Source organism: Geomonas oryzae (assembly GCF_004117875.1).
GTDB classification, from domain to species: Bacteria; Desulfobacterota; Desulfuromonadia; order Geobacterales; family Geobacteraceae; genus Geomonas; species Geomonas oryzae.
Genome location: NZ_RAHW01000011.1, coordinates 47,659 through 69,589, shown reverse-complemented (window position 1 = coordinate 69,589; position 21,931 = coordinate 47,659). Strand labels below are relative to the sequence as shown.

Below are 21,931 nucleotides of genomic sequence, written 5' to 3'. Positions count from 1 at the left end.
GAAAGAGATTCAAACAAGGATTGATTGTATAGAAGGCTACCGCCTGAGCCTAGAATTGGCACAAGCCAACCAACGGTAGCATTTCGAAGTTTTAACATGTTGAGCCGTTCATTTTGTGTGGAGAAGCGCTCGGGTTTCTGGTTCCATACTTGGAGTCGCTGTAGGGAGCGACCTGATCGGGTCTACCCGTGGCCGCAGATTAGTTTATTGATGGACGACTATACGGCGAATGGCAGAGGCACAGACCATTACGAAAACAAAAATCGTAAGGTTAAAGTTGAGATTTTGAAAGGATGGGCCTGTTAAACTACGAAAGAAAAGGAAAATAAAGATCACGGCGATTTCTGTCCAAATCAGCCGATGTTCAAGCGACCCAGTGCACGCTTTATGTCTGGATAGCCAGATGTTGTACGTGACGCTTGCGACAACGATCGAAAAGGCAGCAAGCCCGATAATTCCAAGTCCGAGTAATACCTCAAGATACGTATTGTCGACGCTCGGCACGCCGAACAGCATAAACTGACTGGCATAGAAGCCATGTCCAACGATGGGAGATTTATAAACTTGGTCAAGGACTAAGGGCCAGAAAAGAGTACGTCCTGTGAGAGAGGTGAAATGCTCAGACGACTGACCTCTCATAAAATAACTCATCAAGAAGTCGCATAAAGGGAGAACTAATGTCATAAACGCTCCCAGGGTTATGAATGAAGCAGCTAAAAGTATTTTCCTGTATGTTATAACCACCAATGTCGTGGCAGCTATAAAAGCAAACAGTGAGGTGCGGCTATGAGCCAGGATCATGGTAGTGATGCTGACACAGAGAATGATTGAGAGTCCTATGTAACTATTGTGTCTTTGCTGAGTGAACAACCAAGAAATGACACACACGGCTAAGATCCCGGAAAATTGTGTCAGGGAGTTTGGATTGATGGCTGGGAAAACACCTCCAAAGGTAAATGTAAAAGAGTTATCAACAAGCGGATTGCCCAACGCCTCTTTATGGGCAAGTGCTATTCCGACCGAGGCAGAAAGTACGAGGTACCATACCGATACGAGAACAATATTAACTGCATCTTCTATATCGCGCCACGTGTGGAGATAGGCGCCTACCGCGAGCCCTAAAGCCACAAATGTGATTACTTCAAATGCTTTATACATGGATAACATTGGGAATAAGGAATAAGTCCCTGACAACATCGCAAGAAGACCGTAAATGGCGAAAAAGAATAAACTGGCACTGGCGCTAGCTCGCTTACTTTTCAATAGATAGGCCAATAGCGCCATTGTACACATTACGGAAAGAATGATGATTCGGAGAAGACGCAGCGCGTCAATTAGTTCGTCACCCACGGCTTTACCCTCTCGTGCGCCGCTTAGAAAGATTGCTGCGACGAGTGACAGGAATACGAGGAACGCCACAAGCGGCTTTCTTCTTAAAGACATGAACCAGTCCCGCGGTCCTGGCAGAAATAGGCTGAGGACGAAAAAGCAAATAGTGGTGGCTGCTATTATAAAATGGTTGTTTTTCACGATTGTTTTGTTCGTGATTTACACTTTGCACAGCTAGTACATGTATTTACTTTGAAGGCAAATTTAGGGGCCTGATTCCGGTTAGATCAGTGGCTGAATCGTCATTTACCAGCCTTTTGAGCGCATTGAAAATTTCCTCGTGTTTACGTATGGTGTCAAATCTGGGATGGTACTTCCTTGCGTTATCGCTTAAACGTTTTCTTAGTTCCTTGTCCTTGTATAATGTGAACAACTTTCCTGCAAGATCATCAGCATCTCCAGCCCGATGTAGGATTCCGTCTTCTCCATCTACGATCATCTCAGAAATTCCAGCGACTTTAGCTGCGAGCACAACTTTCCCTTCTGTCATATACTCCATTACCTTGGTTGGATAAAGTTGAGCATTGTCAACCTCATTGCGCCATGGGATGACACAGACATTTGCTCGCCTGATCATGTTCATTAATTGCTTATGCTCCAAAAAGCCAAAATACTCTACATCCTCGACGGCAGCAAATTGTTTAATCGAGGATTCAGCATCCTCTCTAATTTTCCCAATGATCCAAAGACGAGAATCTGGTGCTTGAGCTTTAAATATTGAAAAAGCCCGCAGGAGGATATCCAGACCGCATTCATGAGAATGCAAACTCTTCATGCATAACACGTTGAATGGAGAGAATTCATTATCGCTTGCGTCCATACTTTGTTCTGGTAACCATATTGTGGTTTGCCAAGCAAGGATCTTCCTCTCTGGAATTCGGTAAAATTCAAACTGAAAATTAGTTTTGATACCCACAATAAACAGATCTGCAGTTTTGTAGACCAACCTCATGACTCGTCTGGTGAGCGCGATGCGGAATTCAGCAAGTCCGTTTACTGTGTCAGGACTCTTGATGTGTCTAATGGGGATATCCCAAACGTCAACGATCCATTTGATGTTGGCGAAGTGTTTTGCGATGAAACCTACCACACCTGTCACTGTGGGCTCACAAACTAATATGGCATCATCCAGATACTTACGGTGCTTAAATAACCAGTAAGTTGAGTAAAAAATCAGGCCTAATTTCCCAGAAAAAGGAGATCTGACGGTCTTGGTGCCCGGATGAAGGTAGCGGTCAAAATTTGCTCCAGATGTGACTATGATGGTGAGTGCTGAGAATCTGCTTAGGAAAATGACCCTCATGATATGTTCGAAGTTTTGGCCTTCGTCTCCCTGTGAGGCCGTTATGAATATGCTTTTAAACATGTTGGTATTCCTTGTTGTGATAAAAGAGGATGCTACCGTTTTAAGCTTCACAGTACGTCAATGTTTTTTCTAAAACTTGCATTGATTTGTAACCAAATCTCATGCCTGATTGGATGAAACCACATTGAAGTCAGGATAAGTAAAGACACTACAGTTAAAACTAAACTGTAAACTGCGCTTATTGAATCAAATGAAACGTGGTATAACAAATTTAATGAAATAGAGGCGACAATACCCAATGAACAGGCGCTGAACATTAACCTACTTGATTCTGGCAACAAATCCTTCAATGAGATACCGTTCTTGAAGTGAAATGAACTGGTTATTACACAACTCCCTAGTGCAATGGAGCACGCTCGACCTGCAACAACTCCTGCCCCTCCGAAAATAAGGCCAAGTAAAATTCCTATGAGTGTGTTAGAAACTGCGATGGTGACATGTGAGAACGTATTCCAGTAAAGATCGCCTGTTCCAAGGTAAGCGAAGTAGGCCGGGCTGTTCAAGGAATTAAGAAGCCATCCAACTGTGAGAAATGTTGCAAATATTACAAAGCTTGGTTCGTAATGGCCTATCCATAACTTGGAAACAAAAGGTGCGATCATTATCACAAACGAATATGACGGTAGTGATATATAAAACATTGCTTGGTAAGAAGTTAGATAGAGATGTTTGATCTTCTCCGGTGATTTTTCCTGTAATTCTGCTACAACAGGAACAATGACACCGTTGGCAGAGGTAGTGACAGATTGCAGTTGCGCTACCATTCGCGACGCCATCTCGTAATATCCGACAAGAGTGAGTTCGCCGAACTTGCTAAGTATCGCTTTTGTAATTGGATCATAAAGCATGCTCATCAACGACATGACCTGGAAGCTTGTCCCATACCCGATCATTTCTTTAAATAATGATCTGTCCCAACTTTGTGGAAAAAGTGAGATTTGTGGATGATATCTTTTCAGTAAAAAGCAGCTTGAGGCAACAATGTAGAAATTTTGGATGATTCTGGCCCATGCCAAGCCAAGCAGGCCGAAATCCCTCACAAGCAGAAGGCAGAACGCGAGGTAGACCAGCGCCCCTGTTATCTGCGTTGTACTCCTCAGGTCCATTCTTTGGACACCGTCCAAGCAAGATTGAAAAACCGTGCCTATCAACATGATCCAAACTGCAATAAGAGCATGAGGCAAGACTGCTAATGCTTCCGGTAACCTGTTTGAAGTTAAGACCAAAGATAGAACGTAGTAACATGCAGGATAAGAAAGTAAAAGCATTAGCCCGCTCACAACTGTTAATGCTAACAAAGCAGTTTGAACCACGCCATTTACTTTTTCTGGTTCACACTGTGAAAAGTATTTGGCTACGAATTTGACTATCCCTCCTGACATACCCATGTTTGCAATCTGAGAAATTGACGTTGAGGCAAGTACTAGTGACCAAATTCCAACTTTATCCACACCTATGGTCCGAAGAAGGAATCGGTATAGGAAAAGGAGAGTACTAGTTACGACCAGTGGTTGGATGATCGCTCCTAGAATGTTTATGAAGAGTCGCCGTTTGTTTAAATGTGCACCGGGCATTTAGATAATGGGAGCTGCTTTAAGTAGAGTTATTGCAGCGATCCTTGAATAGCGCCTCTGAAGGGGGCGTTGCCAGGAGTTTGGCCGAAATAATCGACATTGTACTCAAGCGGCAGGTCGGGCTCCAAAGTAGTTACAGAAAACGGTCCACTTTTCGGGCGAGCTCCCACTGGAGGAAGCAGCTTTATCCAGGCAGGTGACGCTGGTGATGGGACAAAATGCTCGGGTCGTGTCAATGATGTATCTGCAAATAATGGATCGCCGACTGAAGACCCTTTTTCACCTCCTGTTTGAGCACGCCACCCCGCGAAGTTTAGTGTTCTTAAAAGCTGAATTCCGAACAGACCAGTGCCATCAGGAAAGTAAAGGTTTTCTGCGAAAATATTTTGACTCAAAGGGACTTCGAGTAACACATGGAATGAAAGAGGTGAAAAAGATATGTTTTTACTGATAATTGCATAATCTGTTAAAGAATATAGATAAATGTTCACGTCATTTCGTGCTAGGGTATTGTGAATAAAGAAATTTTTGCCACGATTCGATCGGTTTATCCTCAAACCACCATCGAACCCATCTCTTGATCCGTTATCTGTAATAATATTGTATATCCACCTATTGTTTGAGCTATTATCCTGACCTTCTCCCGTCAGGGCCATGCCAAATTTCTGGTTGTGATGTGAGTAGTTTCTAGCAATGATATTGTTGTCACTTCTACGGTCGAGACTTGTCCAGATTATAGGTCCGGTATTGTTGTACCTAAACTCATTTTTGCCGAAATAGCTATTGCTGGTATTTTGGACTCCAAGACCGTGACCATCTAAGGTCTTATGTTTCCAGACCTCATTGAAGTCGTTATACTCCACAACATTTTCGACTACGTTTATCTTTTCTAGTCCTGCAGCTCCGTTTTCTGAAATTAAGTATATCCCGTTTCCATTCCAGCCTATGGTGTTCCCTTGTATTAAGATGTTTGAACTCGGCGAGCCGGCCTTAGTCGGGTCATTCTTTATTCCTATTCCAGCCCAAGCGTTGGCTGTAATTGTGCAGTTTATTATCTGTATATTGCTAGAGTTCACCACTCCTACTCCTATGCCGGCCCCTCCATAAAAGGCTATATTTTTTAGAGTAACATAGTTTTGTGCAAGGATCTGGACGACGGTCAGCTTGCATCCTTCGACACTATGGTCACTAGCAGAGCCGGTTGTAGGTTTATAGTAAATTCTTGCTCCATCAAAATACCAGCTTCCATCCAAAAGCTCAGAGGTAGATGCTCTAGTAAGAGGTAATCCATCTTGGAGCAAGCCTTCACATGTACCAGTATAATCTAAATAAAATTTACCTTCTGCGCTATTAGTCCAGCCAGATAAGACTACACTCCCATTGATTACCGGCATTGATCCGCTACCATATGTACTATATTCAATGCTGTTGCTAGAATTACCTGAATACGAAATAATTATGCCTGGGCCTTCGCGCCAAACATCACCTTTTTTCAGATATATATGGTCGCCTGGACTCAATATCGTGTGATTGAGTTTGTACAGCGATTTCCATGGTGTATCAGGATACAACCCAGAATTATTGTCTGATCCTAACGATGAACTGACATAATAATCAACTGCTAAAGCCCTAGCTGTGCAGCACATGGTTAATAGTATTGCTGTAAGTAACACACACACAATATTTTTACTCTTCCCCAAGAACTGAGGCCATTTATTGTTGTGGTCATAGCTAATCCCTCACACGCATGTTCCAGTTGTTCGCGGGAGATGTACCCGGTGGCAACGAGTAGTTCTCCAAGTCTTAAAGGGCTTTCGGCGGTGGCATCCTGGCTCTGCTGAAAATCAAGTAGGGCGGTTAGCTGCCTCCTGGTGAGCAGGCCGAGGCGGATAAACACCTCACCCAGCCTCTCCCCGCTGCGCTTTTGTTCGGCAATCGCCTGGTCGAGCTGTCCGCTGCCGATCTGGCCGGACTCGACTAGCAGGGCACCAAGCAACCGACGCTCTCCTGCCGCAACCTTTACCGCGTCCTCGATGTGGTTTAGGTGTCCTTGCAGGTGAAGGGTGATATCGACCTCTGGCGACGTCAGTACCCCCATCCTGACAAGTGTCTGTCCCAATAGTTCCTTGGTGCGCTTTAGGTTTGTCAGGGCGCTTTCGAGGTTATGCGGGGATAGAAGCTTGCCATCGACTAACAGCTTCCCGAGAGGGCGTCTCGACAGATTCAGCATGACATGCACTCCTTCCTTCCAGAGAGGAAAGTATTGCACTTATAGGGAGGGGAGGGGTATAGCTTCGCCGTGTCAGTCACATTCGGTAACTCCTGCCGAATGGCCGAGCGTTGCATCGCTATGGGGGAGGGGGCTACTTCTCAGAGTCGGCTTTTGTCCTAGGCCAGTTCCACTTCATCCTGATACATCTTCACGGCAACGCATCTTCCCATGATCGTCACGTTTACGTGCAGGAACAACTGGCCGTTCTTTCTACATATGCATCCTTCCACGCCCTTCAAGGGACCTCTGGTTATCCGCACGACCTTCCCAGGCTCCAGCTCCGGATGGACGTCCAGCTCACGATCGTTTGCCAGCAGGATCTTCAGGGCGGCGATCTGCGCTTCTGGCACCGGAGTGGGTGTCCCCGGGACCGTTGAAAGGATGCGGATGACACCTTGCGTTTTCAATAAATCCAAAAACTGGTCATGTACGGGAAGCAATCGGGTGAAGAGGTAGCCGGGGAAAAAGGGGGAATCGATGCGTTTTATCCTGTCTTTCCAGTGCCGCATCCTGTTTATGGTAGGGAGGTATACTTCAAATCCTTTTTCCCAAACGTGCTTTTGCACAACAAATTCGTGGTGCGCTTTCACGTACAAGGCGAACCATGCGGCAGATCCGCCCGTCGCTCTGTCTACTGGGAGTATCAAAGGCTGTCTCCTGATGACCGACCCTTGGAGGGAGTGCTCTACGGTTCAGTAGAGCGTCAGTCGGAGCGCGGGCCGCCTGTTGAATGTAGTTGCAATTCTGCCTTTTGGTAATGGATTTAGCAGCTCATTTGACGCAATTCTAGATAGCAAACCCACGTTGTCAAACCGCTCCACTGTGAGAAAAAAAGACGCAAGGCTGTGAAAAGTGACTACGATGGGGCCTGCTGACCTCATGCTTGCAAAGTGAAAGCGGGAGGATAGAATGGGCTCGGCATCTTGGTAAACTTTGTGAGTCACACAGAAAGTGATGAGACCATAACACCCTGTTTACACACAGAAGTCGGATCCATCTGCGACTCTCATTTTGAAACGTGGTTCAATGCTTGTGTGGGCAAGTCCAGCATGCATGCTAAACGCCGTGTACGAAATGAAAGGTGGTGGTGGCGATTGGGGATGGCCGTGCGCGGCCCGTTGTTTACCGTAATCATTACAGTATTTTCAACACCAAACTGGCTTCGTGAACAGATGGAGGATAATATGAAATGGTCATTTCGAAACATCCTCACATTGGTCGCCTGCCTCACGATCATACCAACTACTGCACTAGCATTGAGCTCTGACAGCTATACCTTGAGCACCAGCAACATCGGCCTTACGGGAGGGCCATACGCTACCGTAACGGCCGCTGTTTCCGGTCCGACGGCAACCTTTACTTTCGACGCCTACGATGGTTACAAACTCGGCGCCATAGGCCTGAATCTGATTCCTGATCCAGCTACGGTCAGTTGGACCAGTGACCCTGGGGGGCTTTACAACAATCCCACCGAACGGAACATGGATGGTCTTGGCGTTTTCAACTACACCTTTTCCATGATTGGCAGCGAAGGGCTTGCGGGAGCCGTTGATGGAGTCACCCTCACCCTGACGTGGGATGGCCTGAACCTAACCGACCTGAGCCAAATCATAGCGCTCAATGCCAAAGATAACTTCCTGGCCGCTCACGTCCTACCCCTGACCGGTGACACGTTCTACGCTACAACACCTATCCCAGCGACGGCCTGGCTGCTCGCCAGCGGCCTTCTCGGACTGCTAGGTGTCAGGAGGCGGATGCAAAGCTGAGGTCCCAGTTCCAAAGAGTCGGGTAACCGCAAGCGTGCTGGAAAACTTGCCCACCAACGAGGCCGCCGAATTCGGCGGCCTCGTTTTTCTTTGACTGTCAGTGCTCGCAAGCATATGAGTCAATGCTTCGACCAAAGCCTTCGCTCTGGCTGCGCACCGGCGCCGCTTAATACGTCTCAGCCATGGCGAGGGCGCGCTCTACTTTCACGGCGAGGGTGGCTTCGCGCAGCGGCTTCGGGATGAAATCGAAAAAGCCGCGCTTGAGTGCGGTAGCCTCCTCGTCCACCGTGGCGGTGGAGGTGATCAGGATCACGGGCACTTTCTCGGTTTCGGGGAAGGTGCGCAGGCTCTCCAGAACGGCGTAACCGTTCAGCTTGGGCATCTCCTTGTCGGTGATCACGAGGTCGAAGCGGTTCGACATGATTTCGCGGAAGGCTTCCATGCCGTCGCCGGCGCACACGGCATGATAACCCTTGCGCCTAAGCGATGCGGAGATGAAGCTGCTCACCGCCTTGTCGTCATCGACGACGAGCACGGCTTTCCTGTCGCCGGCTGCGGCCGGGGTCGATTTCAGGTAGTGCAGCTTGATCGCGGTCATGATCTCCCGCCGCGTGGAGACGTACGGCATTACCGTCACGCCGTGCTCTTTCTCGATGGCCTGCAGCACATCGCGCAGGGTGGGATCGCTGGTCGCGACGGCAAGCCTGTTCCCCTGCAGCTTCAGCGGGAAGACGAGGTTCGCCATGGCCACCTTGGGCGGAATCATCTTGAGCAGTTCGTCGGAAAACCTGTGGCGGTGAAAGTCGCCCAGGAACTTCTGGTTGTGCTGCCGCGCAAGGGCCTCGGCAAGCTCGTCCGGCGTCACCAGTTCCAGTTCTTCGAGTACGGTCCCGAATCGTTTTCCCTTCTTGCGGGCGTACGCAACGAGCCTTTCCACCGTCAGGGCGGACAGGATCCCCTGCTCCACGAAAATCTCGCCCAGCTTCTTCCTGGAACTCCCTTGGCCTTGTTGTGCCGCCTGATTTGGTGGGTTCATCGGGGCCTCCCTGGTAGCTCCGGCTTCTCTTCTGGACACAAAAAAGCCGGGGCTGAATATCGCATTGGATACTTCGGCAACCCGGCTGTCTCTTGGAGACCCTTTAGGCTTTCCGCCCCACTCTCGCGAATGGTTTAGTATTGTCGTTTATCGCTGAAATTATTTTCATTATGCTTACACTCATAGGCCTTCTTTTGTCAAGATGAAACAAGATGCGGTAATGACATACTTCTTCCGGACGCCGATCCTGACCGATCAGGACAACGAATAGCTCTGTGATTCGGGTACTCTCACAAGCTGGAGTTTTTCCGGTTCTATGTAATAGTTGTTAAACTTTCACTCAGGGAGGTCGCATCATGCAAAAGCTGATTCGCATCGAGCCGTCCAAGTGCATCGGCTGCAAGAGCTGCGAGATGGCCTGTTCCTTCAGGCATCGCGGCGAATTCGCGCCGAGCAAGTCCCGCATCATCAACGAGGTGTTCATGGAGGAAGCCCAGTTCATCACGGTGACCTGCATGCAGTGCAACGAGCCGTGGTGCATGAAGGCGTGTCCGAAGGGGGCCATAGAGAAGGACATGGCGTCGGGCATCGTCACCGTGGACGAGATGAAGTGCGTAGGGTGCAGAACATGCGTCAGCGCCTGCCCCTTCGGGATGATCAAGTACCTGGACGAGACCGGTAAAGCGGACAAGTGCAACCTGTGCGGCCCTGATTTCCCCGAGTGCGTCGCCTTCTGCCCGACCCATTGCCTGCAGTATTCCGAGGAGGATCTGCCGCTGAGGGAGAAGGTGCTGAGATTCGCGAGAACGATGAAAGACGGCCAGGGGGAGGTGTGATATGGGAAACGGCTGGCATGGCAAAGTGCTGCGTGTGAATCTGACCGACAAGAGCTGTACCGTTGAGCCCCTCAACATGGAGTGGGCGGCCGCCTTCATCGGGGGGCGCGGACTTGCTTCCAAATACTTAACCAGCGAGGTCGATGCGACCGTCGACCCATTTTCCGCCGAAAACAAGCTGATCCTCGCCACCGGCCCGCTCACCGGGACCTACGGCGCCGCGAACGGCCGGTACATGGTGGTGACGAAGTCGCCGCTCACCGGGACCATCGCCTGTTCCAACTCGGGGGGGTACTTCCCCTGCGAGCTTAAGTACGCGGGGTACGACCTCGTCATCATCGAGGGGAAGGCGGAGAGCCCGGTTTACCTGAAGATCAAAAACGGCGAGGCGGAGCTCGCCGACGCGGGACATCTCTGGGGGAAGACCACCGCCGAGACCGAGGACGCCATCCGCGCCGAATTCCACGGCGACGCCAAGGTCGCCTGCATCGGCCCCGCCGGCGAGTCGCTCGTGCACTACGCCTGCATCGTGAACGACAAGCACCGGGCCGCCGGACGCAGCGGCGTCGGTGCGGTCATGGGGAGCAAGAACCTTAAAGCCGTGGCGGTGCGCGGCACCGGTGGCGTGGCGACCGCAGACAACGCCGCCTTCCGCGCCGCGGCCCGCGACACCATGAAGATGCTGCGCCAGCATCCGGTGACCTCGGAGGGGCTCCCGGCGCTCGGGACGGCGGTCCTCGTCAACATCATCAACCAGAGCGGCGCGATGCCGACGCGCAACTCGCAATGCGGGACTTTCGACAAGGCCGAGGATATCTCGGGCGAGCGCCTGGCGCAGACCTATCTGAAGCGCAACAAGGGGTGCATGGGGTGCGTCATCGCCTGCGGGCGGGTGACCAGGCTTGCCGACCCGCGCTTCTCTGGTACCGGGGAGGGGCCGGAGTACGAAACGCTCTGGTCGCTCGGTGCTGCCTGCGGCGTCTCGGACCTCGCTGCCATCGTCCAGGCGAACTACCTCTGCGACGAGTACGGCATGGACACCATCACCATGGGGTCGACGGTGGCATGCGCCATGGAGCTCTACGAGCGCGGCCTGCTCGGCGACGCCGAGACCGGGATGCCGCTTAAGTTCGGCGACGGGGACGCGATGGTCAAGCTCGTGGAGATGACCGGCAAGGGGGAAGGCTTCGGTGTCAGGGCGGGGCTTGGTTCCTACCGTCTCGCGGAAAGCTGCGGTGCGCCGGAGCTTTCCATGTCGGTGAAGAAGCAGGAGTTCCCCGCCTACGACGGCAGGGCGATCCAGGGGATGGGGCTCGAGTACGCGACCAGTAACCGCGGTGCGTGCCACGTGCGCGGCTATCTGGTCTCCCCGGAAATCCTCGGCGTCCCGGAGAAGCTCGATCCCGAGGCGGTGGCCGGAAAGGCGGTATGGGCGAAGGCGTTCCAGGACGTGACCGCGGTGGTTGACTCCGCCGGGGTATGCCTTTTCACCACCTTCGGTATCGGCATTCCGCAGGTGACCAGGCTTTTCAACGCGGCGACCGGCAGCGGCTATTCCGACGAGCAGATGATGGAAATCGGCGACCGGATCTATACCCTGGAGCGCCTGTTCAACCTGAAGGCCGGGATCGACCCGTCCCAGGACACCCTCCCGAAACGCATCCTCGAGGAGCCTTTGCCGGACGGCCCGATGAAGGGGGCGGTGTCGCACCTGCCTGAGATGCTGGCGGAATACTACGACGTGCGTGGATGGGAGAAGGGGATTCCGACGGCGGAGAAGGTGAAGTCGCTGGGGCTTGCATAGGGGGCAAGGGATGACCATGTTGCAGTTCGACATCGTGATCGTCGGCAACAGCGCGGCGGGACTCCAGGCGATAAGGACAATACGCCGCCACAACCGCACGGTGCGCGTAGCGCTCGTGGACCGGGAGGCTTGTCCCGCCTACTCCCGGGTGCTCACCCCGTATTTCATCGGGGGGAAGACGCCCCGGGAGAACCTCTACATCGTGGATCTCCCCTTCTACGACGGGATGGGGGTGACGACGTTCTTCGGCAAAAGCGCCGTCTCCCTCGACCCCGAGCGCCGCGAGCTCGGCCTTTCGGACGGCACGACGCTCAGGTTCGGCTCGCTCCTGCTTGCCATGGGGAGCGAGGCGCGCCCCTTCAAAACCGGTTCCCGGCGCATCAGTACGCTCAGGCACATGGCGGACGCGGAGAAGCTCGCGTCCCTTTTGCAACCGGCCAGGAGCGTCACCGCGCTCGGCGCGGGGCTCGTGAGCGTGCCGGTGCTTTCCCATCTCTCCCGGGACGTTGAACGGCACCTGATCGTCGCCTCGGGGCGCATCTTCAGCCGTCTGCTCGACGCGGAGTCGGCGGCGCTTTTGGAGGAGCACTTCGGTACCGCCGGTGTAACCCTGCACAAACACGACGAGATCGCAGAGGTTCGGGAAGGGGAGCGGCTGCAACTAACCCTAGCCTCGGGAGGGACGCTCGCTACCGATGCCCTCGTCGTGGGGAAGGGGGTGATCCCGAACACCAGGCTCGCCGCCGGGGCGGGGCTTGCCGTGAAAGACGGCATCCTCATCGACGCGCGGTGCCGCACCTCGATCCCCAACGTGTACGCAGCCGGGGACGCGGCCGAAGGGAAGGACTTCGTCACCGGGGAGACGACGGTGCAGGGTAACTGGATCACCGCCGTCGAGCAGGGGGAGGTGGCGGCCTGCAACATGCTCGGGCTGGAGCACGTCTATGAAGGGAGCATGAAAAACAACATCACCGAGGTCTTCGGCCTCGAGGTGGCGGCCATCGGGTTCTGTTCCGACGAGGCGCCGCGCTCTATCGTGCACGGCTCGCCAGCCGCGGGGCGGTTCCGCAAGGTGTTTCTCGACGAGAGGGACCGGGTGATCGGCGCCGTGGTGGTCGGGGAGACCAACGATTCCGGGCTCTACTACCAGATGGTGCGCGCGCGACTGCCGTTTCCGGGGAAGCGGGCGCTGCAGGGGGAGAACCGGTACGCGGGCTTCATGCGGCAGATCGCCTGAGGGGCCGCGCTCATGGTGCTTCTTCGCATTTACGGAACGTTGCGCATGATGCTTGGGGGAAGGGAGTCCGTGGAACTCCCCTGGCGCGAGGGGGATACCGTGGGGGCGCTTCTCGCGCGCTTCCAGGCCGGCGAGCGGATTCCGGTGACCCACAAACTCGTCGACGACCGCTGCATGCTGCACACGGGAACCATCATCCTTTTGAACCGGCGCAACATCCTGCACCTGGACAGGCTTGAGACGCCGGTGCGGGACGGGGACGTCCTGGCGCTCTTTCCACCCGGTGCCGGAGGGTAGCATGGAGGAGCGTTACGCGAGGCAGCGGCTTTTCTGGGGTGATGAGCGGCAGCGCCTGATAGGGGAGAGCGAGCTCCTCGTTGCAGGCGTAGGCGGGCTTGGAGCCACGGTGTGCCAGATCATGGCGCGCGCGGGGGTGGGGCGCCTGCTTCTCGTTGACGATGGTGCGGTGGCCCTTGAGGACCTGCACCGCCAGAGCCTCTACGGGGAGTGCGATCTCGGCAGGAAAAAGGTGCTCGTGGCGCGGGAGCGTCTTCAGGCGATCAATTCGACCGTGGAAATCGTGGTTCGCGAGGAGAGGATCGGCTGCGGTTTCGCCGTTCCCGGCGGTGTCCCGCTCGTCGCCGACTGTCTCGACAACTACGAGGGTCGTTTCGCGCTCTGGGACGCGCTGCCTGCCGGATGCCGCTTGGTCCACGGTGGTGTGCAGGGGGACCGCGGGCAGGTGCTGACCCTGGTGAAAGGGGAGTCGCAGCCGCTGAACGAGATCTACGCGGGGAGCGTGCAGCCGGCGGGGGCGATAGAGGTGAGCCCTTACAGCGTCTTCGTCATAGCGGGGCTCATGTGCAGTGAGCTTTGCCACGTCATCGGGGGCTCAGCCAAGCTTCTCGACCGCTTCCTGGTGGTCGATCTCGTCGACCTTTCCCTATCCTTCCTCGACGTCTGATTTTCACCGAAGCCATTATTTTGATGGCCGCTTACAGGTCTCTCGCCTAATCCTTCAGGATGGGGAGGCGCATGGTGACCCTCGTGCCTCTCCCCGGTGTTGATTCGAATTCCAGGCTGCCGCCATGCTCTTTGACGATGGAGGAAGAGATGTACAGTCCGAGCCCGGTCCCCCCTTTATCGATTCTCATGGTGAAAAACGGCTCGGTCAACCGCGCGAGCACCTCCTCCGACATGCCGCTCCCCTGATCCTCGACACTCAGGTTCACCGTCGTCCGCTCAAGGTCGCACCATGTCCGGATCAGCACACCGCTGTTCTTGTCGGGCAGCGACTGCAGCGCGTTCATGACCAGGTTGATCACCACCTGGTCGATCTGCTGCTGGCTCCCCTGCACCGCGGGAAGGTCCCGTGCGAGCTCCAGGCGGCAGTTGTCCGTGTGGCGCTGGATATGGTGCCACAGGATCGAGGCGGCATTCTCCACCGAGCGGTTCACCTCGATGGTCCCCTGCATGTCCAGCTCGGCGGGCTTGCTGAAGTTCTTCATGTCCCGCACGATCTTGTCGATCTGCAGCGACCCTTCCCTGATGCCGTCATGCAGCTTGGGGACCATCTCCAGTACCTCGTCGTAGGGGAAGCCGCCGAGGCTGAAGTTCCCCTCCTCCTCCCTCAGCGCCAGCAGGCGGACCAGGGCGTCCCTCACGATCTGGGTGAGCACGGTGTTGTTTATGGAGATGCAATGGTTCGGGTTGTTGATCTCGTGCGCCACGCTGGAGACGAGCATCCCAAGCGAGCTCATCTTGTTGGTCTGGATCAGCTTCGCCTGGGTGGCCCGGATCTCATCCTCGAGCCGGAGCTTTTCGGAGATGTCGCGGATGGAGCAGAGCACGAGCTCCTCGTCTTTGAGCCTGATCCGTGTTCCCCTGAAGGAGATCACGATCTTTTCGCCCCCCGCCTTGTAGCTCACCGCCCGCTGCAGGACCCCCTGCGAGCCGTCGTGGTGGGCGAGCGCCCCCCTGATTCTCTCCAGGTCCCCCGCTTCGATCAGCGACTTCACGTCGAGGCGCGGCAGTTCTTCGTGGCGCAGCCCGTAGAGCGCCAGTGCCGCGGGGTTTGCGTCGATCACCTGCAGGGTCTCAAGCTTCATGAGGATGACGGGGTCGTCGTTCTGCACGAAGACCTGGTAGAAGCGCTCCTCGCTCTCCTTCAGTTCGCTCTTCGCCTGGGCGAAGTCGGTGATGTCGCGCCCCTCGGCGATCAGGTAGATCACCGCCCCCTCCTCGTCGCGGATCGGGGAGAGTGAGAAGTCGATGTGGTGTACCCCCCCCTCCTGGTCCAGGTGTGTGGCCCCGAAGCGGGCCGGGACCCCCTGCGCGCCGATCGATATCGAGGTGCGCAGCCGCTTGCGCAGTTCGGCGTCGTGGTTCCACCACGGGGTGTCCCAGTAGGGGAGGCCCAAGACCGCCTCCTTCTCGGCTCCGATGAGGGCGAGCGCGGTGCGGTTCGCGTCGACCAGGGTCCCGTCGGGGGTGAGAAGCCCCTGGTAGTGGAAGGCGTGGTCGGTGATGGAGCGCAGGAGCCTCTCGCTTTCCATGAGCTGCTGTTCCCGGTGCTGGATCTCGTTCGCCATGCTCTGCAGGTCTTCCGCCAACTGCTCGACCTCGGCGATATCCCCCTTTTGCCAGCGGGGAGACCTCTCGCCGCCGGCCACCCTGCGGGCGAAGGCGGCCAGTTCCTCCAGGCGGCGCGAGAGGCGGCGGGCAAGAAAGAGCGAGGCGGAAAGGGCGAGGAGCAGGGCGGCAAGCGCCCCGGCGGCCACGTTGCGCGTGGTGATGACCACGGAACGGTAGGCGGTCTGCACCGGCTGGGTCACCAGGACGTACCACCCCATGTGCGTGGACTTCATCATGGTTCCCACCAGGGTGCGCCCCTTGAGGGTGAACTCGCCGCTCACCGGCTTTTCCGAGAGGAGTCCGCGGCGCACCAGCGGGATGTCGCCCAGAAAGCGGGGAGGAGAGGGGGCGGTCCCATCCTTGGCGGCGATCACCTGGCCGTTGTGGTCGATCAGCACGATCTCCTGCCCGGTGCTCCCGGCGATGTCGCGCAGGGAACCGATCAGCTTCGCGAGGTCGATCTCGCCGATCACCACGAGGTCCCCGCTCGGGACCCCGACCGCGACCGACACGCCCCTGCCGGGTGCCGAAAAAAAGGTGTTGGACCAGACGATCCCAGCATAGTGGCGGGTGTCGCGGAAGAGCCGGTCCCGGGCGAGGCTCGTCCGCTCCAGGGCGCGGTGGTCCCGTTCGGTATGGCGGTGGTCCTTGCGGATGCCTGCCGCCTTGATCGTTCCGTCCGGGAGGACGGTGTAAAGCACGTTGAGCGATGCGGACGCCTCGACCTCGGCGTCGAGGATCTCCTGGAGGTCTCCGAAATAGTCCGGTTTGCGCAGTGGGAGGGCGGCCACCGCCTTGACGTCGGTGAGCGCGGCGGAGAGGTAGTGGTCCATGGCCACGCCGAAGGCGCGCGCCAGTTCCCGTTGCCCCGACTCCACGTCCTCCTTTATGTGCGGGAGCAGCAGGAATACGTTCAAAACGGCGACCAGCAGGAAGGGGATGGCGGCCAGAAGGGTGGACTGCAGCGACAGTATCCTGCGAAAACGGTGCGTAGTCACGGTACTCCTTGCCGTCTAACGCCCCAGCGCGGGGCACCGGCCATGGGAATGGTCATAAAAAATTCTTTTACTTATTAACATTTTGACGATAAGGTGGCAAACGGTCATTTGACTATGTGCATTAGCCGATAGTAAGCCGCGACGGAGCACACATGTCAGCACAGGGAAAAAACAAGGGGATGGCGGACCAGATACTGCTGGTGGACGACGAGCCCCACATCCTGTTCGGGTCCTCGGTCATGCTGCGGCAGGCAGGCTTTGCGCGGGTGAAGACCCTGGACGACATCCGCCAGCTGCTGCCGATGCTCATGGAGGAAGAGCCCGGGGTGATCGTCCTCGACCTGCAGATGCCGCACATATCCGGCAAGGAGATGCTCGGCGAGCTCAACTGCAGTTACCCGGCCATCCCGGTTATCATCGTCACCGCGGCGAACGAGCTGGAAACGGCCATCGACTGCATGAAGCTCGGCGCCTTCGACTACATCGTGAAGCCGGTGGACGCCACCCGCTTCGTGACGAGCGTCAGGAAGGCGCTGGACCGAAACGCCATGCAGCGCGAGATAGAGTCGCTGCGCGAGTCGCTTTTGGGCGGAGCCCCGGCGAACGAGAAGGCCTTTTCCGCCATCAAGACCAGAAGTCCACGCATGAAGGCGATCTTCAGCTACCTGGAGGCGGTGGCTCCCACGGAGCAGCCGGTCCTCATCACGGGAGAGACCGGGGTCGGCAAGGAGCTGATCGCCCGCGCCCTGCATGAGCTTAGCGGACGCCGGGGGGCCTTCGTCCCGGTCAACAGCGCCGGGGTGGACGACCACGTCTTCTCGGACACCCTCTTCGGGCACAGGAAGGGGGCCTTCACCGGCGCCGACCACGCGCGCGACGGCATGATCGTTCGGGCCGCCGGGGGGACGCTCTTTCTGGACGAGATCGGCGAGACCTCCCCGGCCACCCAGGTGAAGCTTTTGCGGCTTCTGCAGGAAGGGGAGTACTACCCGCTCGGCTCCGATCTCCCCGCCGCCAACCAGGCCCGCGTGGTGGTGGCGACCAACCGCGATCTACCCGCAGCCATCTCCGAGGGGAGCTTCCGCCGCGATCTGTACTACCGTCTCTGCGCCCACCAGGTGAACGTGCCGCCCCTGCGCGAGCGCACCGAAGACATCCCGCTTCTTCTGGAGACCTTCGTGGAGGAGGCGGCGCGCACGCTGCACAGGGAGGCGCCGGGATACCCGTACGAACTCGCGAGCCTCCTGGCCGGCTACTCCTTTCCGGGAAACGTGAGGGAGTTGCGCGCCATGGTGTTCGACGCGGTGACGCGGCAGCAGGGGGGGACGCTTTCGGTTGCCGCCTTCCGCGACGCCACCGGGGCGAAGCTTCCGACGCCTGCCCCGGGCCTGGAAGAGGGGGGAGAATGGCTGGATCTCTCCGCAGGTTTTCCCACCCTGGCCGAGATCACCCAGAGCCTGATCCGGGCCGCCTTGAGCCGTTCCGGCGGCAACCAGCGTGCGGCCGCCGAGCTGCTGGGGATCACCCGGCAGGCCCTCAACCAGCGCATTAGCAGGAAATAATTCCCCTTTTTCCCCCACGATTCGCCCACCGCAGGAGGTTTCGCCCCCCGCCTGACCACCTCCGGCGGCAAGAAACCTTGTCACTGTCAACTTTTCTTGCTCGTCTCGATAAACCCCGGTAATACGCGGGACAAACCTCTCCGATCCCCCCTTTGTCAAGAAAGCTTGCTCCGCTTCTCTCGCCGCCGGATCGCATCCGTCGGCGCAACTAGCCGTATACAGTGACGGAATTCTTCCTACGCCGGATGGCACGCCCTTTGCCTTAATGAGGAAGCTGCGGTGCCGTGCCTTCTGGAAAGGGCGCCGTTTCGCGCAAGAACAAGGATACGACGAGGTGCGTGATGCTTAAAAAAGTGCTGGTGGTTGATGATTCCGAGATGATCCACAAGATGTACCGCCTGGTTCTGAACCGTTACGAGTGCGAGATCCTCGACGCCATGAACGGTCAGGAGGCGCTCAACCTGCTGGACCTGCACCGGGACACCGGGCTCATCCTGCTCGACATCAACATGCCGGTCATGAACGGGGTGCAGTTTCTGGAGAAGGCGGGTGCGCTGGGGATCACCGCAAGGGTTCCGGTCATCATCATCAGCACCGAAGGGAAGGAAAGCGACACGATCCGCGGCCTGCAGTTGGGCGCCAAGGGGTACGTGAAGAAGCCCTTCAATCCCACCCTTTTGCACGACCTGATCGGGAAACTCGTGCTCCCTTCGCCCGCGCCCCCCCGGTTCGAAGAGCGCTGCTGCGCCACCCTTTAACCATCGCCGGAAGGGGCATGGCTTGCGCCGGTGCCCTGCCGAGGCACTGAAAGGGAAAAGCAGATGAAACTGAAAAAAGTCCTCGTAGTGGATGATTCTCCCCTGATCCGCCAGATGTACCACCTGGTCCTGGCGCGCTACCGCTGCCAGATCCTGGACGCCGGAAACGGGCAGGAGGCGCTCGACATCCTGGTGCGGCAGGACGACGTGCAGCTCGTGCTTTTGGACATCAACATGCCGGTCATGAACGGGGTGAAGTTTCTGGAAAAGGCCTCGCTTCTGGGGCTCGCGCAGAGGACCCCGGTGATCATCGTCAGCACCGAGGGGAGCGAAGCGGACACCGTCCAGGGGCTTAGGTGCGGCGCGAGCGGGTACCTCACCAAGCCGTTCACCCCGAGCCAGCTGCATGAGGTGATCGTAAGGGTGCTTCAGGCGGGCGGGGCCTGTCCGGAGCCGGAGGAGATGGCCTTTGAACGGTGAGTGCGATTTTTCAGCCCTGGCCCGGGATTTCGTCGAGGACGCGGGGGGACACCTGGACGCGGTCGAGGAATGCCTCCTCGAACTGGAGCGGCGCGCCTCGGGCGGGTGCGACCCCGAGCTGGTCACCACGATCCAGGGGCACCTCCATACCCTCAAGGGGAACTCCGGGATGATGGGGCTTTCCCCCGTGCAGCAGTACGTGCACCGGCTTGAGGAAGTGATGAAGGAGCTCGGGGCGGGGCTTTTGCCTCTCGGCCCCGCCTTCTTCTCCGCTCTCTACGGCGGCGTCAACGCGCTCCGCTTTGCCCTCTCCCGCTTCGCCGAGTCCCCCGACACCGGCTTCGATTTCACCGGCGAAGAGACCGCGCTCGAGCTGCTGCGCTCCGCTCCCGGGCCCGCGGCCGCCCCCCTTGCATCCCAACCCGCGCCCGCAGCGGAGTTCGGCTACATCACCAGGAAAAGCAGCACCCTGAAGGTCGATTTCGAAAAGCTCGACGAGCTTTTGAACCTCATGGGCGAGCTCGTCGTCCAGCGCACCGCCCTTGCCGCCATGGAAAAGCGCCTGCGCGAGCAGGTGTCCGACCGGGAGCTTTTGAGCGCCTTCAGCGAGACGAGCCAGCTGATCGTGAAGAGCACCGACGACCTGCGCCAGTCCATCATGAAGGTGCGCATGCTGCCGGTGAAGAGCGTGTTCCAGCGCTTCCAGCGCCTGGTGCGCGACCTCTCGCTCGCCCACGGCAAGAGGGTGCGCCTGATGTTCGAAGGGGAGGATACCGAACTGGACAAGACGGTCCTCGACGAGATCGGCGAGCCCCTTTTGCACCTGATCAGAAACGCCGTCGACCACGGTCTCGAGACCCCCGCCGAGCGGCGCGGCTGCGGCAAGGATGAATGCGGCACCCTGACGCTCAGGGCACGCCATGAAAGCAACCACATCGTCATCCAGGTCTGCGACGACGGACGGGGGATGGACCATGAGGAGATCCGCGGCAAGGCGGTGGCCCGCGGCGTGCTGGAGCCGGAGGCGGCCCGCGCTATGGGGGAGGCCGAGCTGCGGCAGCTCGTGTTTCTCCCCGGTTTCTCGACGAGAAGCGAGGTGACCGAGACCTCCGGGCGGGGGATCGGGCTCGACGTGGTCAAAAAGATCGTCACCTCCCTAAACGGCATCATCGAGATCGATTCAAGGGGGGGGCGCGGCACCACCTTCACCATGATGCTTCCCCTGACCCTGGCGATCATCACCGCCCTCATGGTGGAAGTGGCGGGCGAGACCTACGCGGTGCCGCTCTCCGGGGTCCTCGAAAGCGTCCAGGTGCAGGCGGGAGATTGCCACGACACGGGAAACGGCGAGGTGATCGTGCTGCGTGACCGGGTACTCCCGCTTTACCGGCTGGACCGCTTCTTCGGTCGGGAAGGCGAGGCGCAAAGGGAGCAGGAATACGTGGTGGTGGTGGCAAGCGGCGACAAAAGGGGAGGGCTCGTGGTGGACCGGCTGGTCGGCCAGCAGGAGATCGTCATCAAGGGCCTGGACGATTACCTGGGCGAACTCCCGGGGATCTCGGGCGGCACCGTGCTGGGTGACGGCCGGGTCTCGCTCATCGTGGACATCCCCTCGATTCTGGGGACGTGACCCCGAAAGGCGTCAGAGTTTTCAAAAAGGAGAAAGGCATGGCAGAGCAATTTTCCCTACCAAGCTCCGGGCTCGCCGAGGACGTGCTGGCCCGGTTCATCGAACAGGCCCAGCTGGAGGTGGACCGGGACGTGACGGTCTCTTCCGGCGCAGAGGGGGAGGCGACGCTGCAGTTGGTCACCTTCAGGCTCGGCAAGGAGGAGTACGGGGTCGACATCAACAGCGTCCAGGAGATCATCCGCGGGGGGGGGATCACCGCTGTCCCGGGGGCTCCACCCCACGTGAGCGGCGTCATCAACCTGCGCGGCAAGATCATCCCGGTGGTGGATCTGCGCCGGCGCTTCTCGCGCCCCGAAATCGAGGCGAACGAGGAACAGCGCATAGTGGTGGTGGAACTTGGCGAGAAGCGCCTTGGGATGCTCGTCGACTCGGTGCGCCAGGTGATCCGGTTCTCGACCTCCCTCGTCGAGGAGATGCCCGAGGACGCCACCACGGCCGAGGCGAGCTACATCCGCGGCATGGGGAAACTCGACGGCCGCCTCATCATCATTTTGAACCTCAACCGGGCACTGCTGCTCTAGTACGGGCA

Annotated in this window: 19 protein-coding genes and 1 riboswitch; of the genes, 11 read left to right on the top strand and 8 right to left on the bottom strand. The window is 57.2% G+C overall.

Annotation, left to right across the window (positions count from 1 at the left end):
• Positions 1–204: 204 nt before the first annotated feature.
• From D6Z24_RS20700 to D6Z24_RS20675, 6 genes are all read right to left on the bottom strand, one after another.
• A complete protein-coding gene (locus tag D6Z24_RS20700) occupies positions 205–1,443 on the bottom strand; it encodes an O-antigen ligase family protein (protein WP_129127853.1) in 1,239 nt (412 codons plus the stop codon).
• A gap of 133 nt (positions 1,444–1,576) precedes the next feature.
• Positions 1,577–2,755 carry a glycosyltransferase gene (locus tag D6Z24_RS20695; RefSeq protein WP_129127852.1) on the bottom strand — a complete coding sequence of 393 codons (1,179 nt, stop codon included), beginning with the start codon at positions 2,753–2,755 and terminating at the stop codon, positions 1,577–1,579.
• 47 nt (positions 2,756–2,802) lie between these two features.
• Positions 2,803–4,329 carry an oligosaccharide flippase family protein gene (locus tag D6Z24_RS20690; protein WP_129127851.1) on the bottom strand — a complete coding sequence of 509 codons (1,527 nt, stop codon included), beginning with the start codon at positions 4,327–4,329 and terminating at the stop codon, positions 2,803–2,805.
• Positions 4,330–4,358: 29 nt separating this feature from the next.
• Positions 4,359–5,723: a right-handed parallel beta-helix repeat-containing protein gene (locus D6Z24_RS20685; RefSeq protein ID WP_162605164.1), complete on the bottom strand. Its 1,365-nt coding sequence runs from the start codon at positions 5,721–5,723 to the stop codon at positions 4,359–4,361.
• 254 nt (positions 5,724–5,977) lie between these two features.
• A complete protein-coding gene (locus D6Z24_RS20680; protein WP_129127849.1) occupies positions 5,978–6,559 on the bottom strand; it encodes a hypothetical protein in 582 nt (193 codons plus the stop codon).
• Between the two features lie 158 nt (positions 6,560–6,717).
• Positions 6,718–7,248 carry a UpxY family transcription antiterminator gene (locus tag D6Z24_RS20675; protein WP_162605163.1) on the bottom strand — a complete coding sequence of 177 codons (531 nt, stop codon included), beginning with the start codon at positions 7,246–7,248 and terminating at the stop codon, positions 6,718–6,720.
• 453 nt (positions 7,249–7,701) lie between these two features.
• Here D6Z24_RS20675 and D6Z24_RS20670 point away from each other — a divergent pair, with 453 nt between their 5' ends.
• Positions 7,702–8,367, top strand: a complete 666-nt coding sequence (locus D6Z24_RS20670; protein WP_129127847.1) for a hypothetical protein — start codon at positions 7,702–7,704, stop codon at positions 8,365–8,367.
• A gap of 166 nt (positions 8,368–8,533) precedes the next feature.
• Here D6Z24_RS20670 and D6Z24_RS20665 read toward each other — a convergent pair whose 3' ends face one another.
• Positions 8,534–9,403 carry a response regulator gene (locus tag D6Z24_RS20665; RefSeq protein ID WP_129127846.1) on the bottom strand — a complete coding sequence of 290 codons (870 nt, stop codon included), beginning with the start codon at positions 9,401–9,403 and terminating at the stop codon, positions 8,534–8,536.
• A gap of 72 nt (positions 9,404–9,475) precedes the next feature.
• Positions 9,476–9,552: riboswitch (cyclic di-GMP riboswitch) on the bottom strand.
• A gap of 207 nt (positions 9,553–9,759) precedes the next feature.
• On the opposite strand from D6Z24_RS20665, the gene D6Z24_RS20660 reads away from it, so the two are divergent.
• From D6Z24_RS20660 to D6Z24_RS20640, 5 genes are read left to right on the top strand one after another with little or no spacing between them, the layout of a single operon-like run.
• Positions 9,760–10,239 (top strand): 4Fe-4S dicluster domain-containing protein, encoded by a 480-nt coding sequence (locus tag D6Z24_RS20660; RefSeq protein ID WP_129127845.1) that lies wholly within the window; start codon positions 9,760–9,762, stop codon positions 10,237–10,239.
• Between the two features lies 1 nt (position 10,240).
• Positions 10,241–12,043: an aldehyde ferredoxin oxidoreductase family protein gene (locus D6Z24_RS20655; protein WP_129127844.1), complete on the top strand. Its 1,803-nt coding sequence runs from the start codon at positions 10,241–10,243 to the stop codon at positions 12,041–12,043.
• 10 nt (positions 12,044–12,053) lie between these two features.
• Positions 12,054–13,280 (top strand): NAD(P)/FAD-dependent oxidoreductase, encoded by a 1,227-nt coding sequence (locus D6Z24_RS20650; protein ID WP_246014708.1) that lies wholly within the window; start codon positions 12,054–12,056, stop codon positions 13,278–13,280.
• Between the two features lie 12 nt (positions 13,281–13,292).
• Positions 13,293–13,577 carry a MoaD/ThiS family protein gene (locus D6Z24_RS20645; protein WP_129127843.1) on the top strand — a complete coding sequence of 95 codons (285 nt, stop codon included), beginning with the start codon at positions 13,293–13,295 and terminating at the stop codon, positions 13,575–13,577.
• A gap of 1 nt (position 13,578) precedes the next feature.
• The gene (locus tag D6Z24_RS20640) at positions 13,579–14,244 is read left to right on the top strand and encodes a HesA/MoeB/ThiF family protein (protein WP_129127842.1); all 666 of its coding nucleotides are present in this window, start codon (positions 13,579–13,581) and stop codon (positions 14,242–14,244) included.
• 46 nt (positions 14,245–14,290) lie between these two features.
• Here the strand turns inward: D6Z24_RS20640 and D6Z24_RS20635 are convergent, their stop codons facing one another.
• Complete coding sequence (locus tag D6Z24_RS20635) at positions 14,291–16,912, bottom strand: PAS domain S-box protein (protein ID WP_129127841.1); 2,622 nt, start codon at positions 16,910–16,912, stop codon at positions 14,291–14,293.
• Between the two features lie 152 nt (positions 16,913–17,064).
• Between D6Z24_RS20635 and D6Z24_RS20630 the strand changes: the two genes are divergently transcribed.
• The 5 genes from D6Z24_RS20630 (at position 17,065) to D6Z24_RS20610 (ending at position 21,923) form a co-directional block, all read left to right on the top strand.
• On the top strand, positions 17,065–18,474 hold the full coding sequence (locus D6Z24_RS20630) for a sigma-54-dependent transcriptional regulator (protein WP_246014707.1): 1,410 nt from the start codon (positions 17,065–17,067) through the stop codon (positions 18,472–18,474).
• A gap of 341 nt (positions 18,475–18,815) precedes the next feature.
• Positions 18,816–19,232 carry a response regulator gene (locus D6Z24_RS20625; protein WP_129127840.1) on the top strand — a complete coding sequence of 139 codons (417 nt, stop codon included), beginning with the start codon at positions 18,816–18,818 and terminating at the stop codon, positions 19,230–19,232.
• A gap of 63 nt (positions 19,233–19,295) precedes the next feature.
• Entirely contained in the window at positions 19,296–19,712 is a 417-nt protein-coding gene (locus D6Z24_RS20620) for a response regulator (RefSeq protein WP_129127839.1), read from the top strand.
• Entirely contained in the window at positions 19,702–21,342 is a 1,641-nt protein-coding gene (locus D6Z24_RS20615; protein ID WP_129127838.1) for a chemotaxis protein CheA, read from the top strand. The genes D6Z24_RS20620 and D6Z24_RS20615 overlap by 11 nt, the downstream gene beginning before the upstream one ends.
• Before the next feature lie 38 nt (positions 21,343–21,380).
• Complete coding sequence (locus tag D6Z24_RS20610) at positions 21,381–21,923, top strand: chemotaxis protein CheW (RefSeq protein ID WP_129127837.1); 543 nt, start codon at positions 21,381–21,383, stop codon at positions 21,921–21,923.
• Positions 21,924–21,931: the final 8 nt, after the last annotated feature.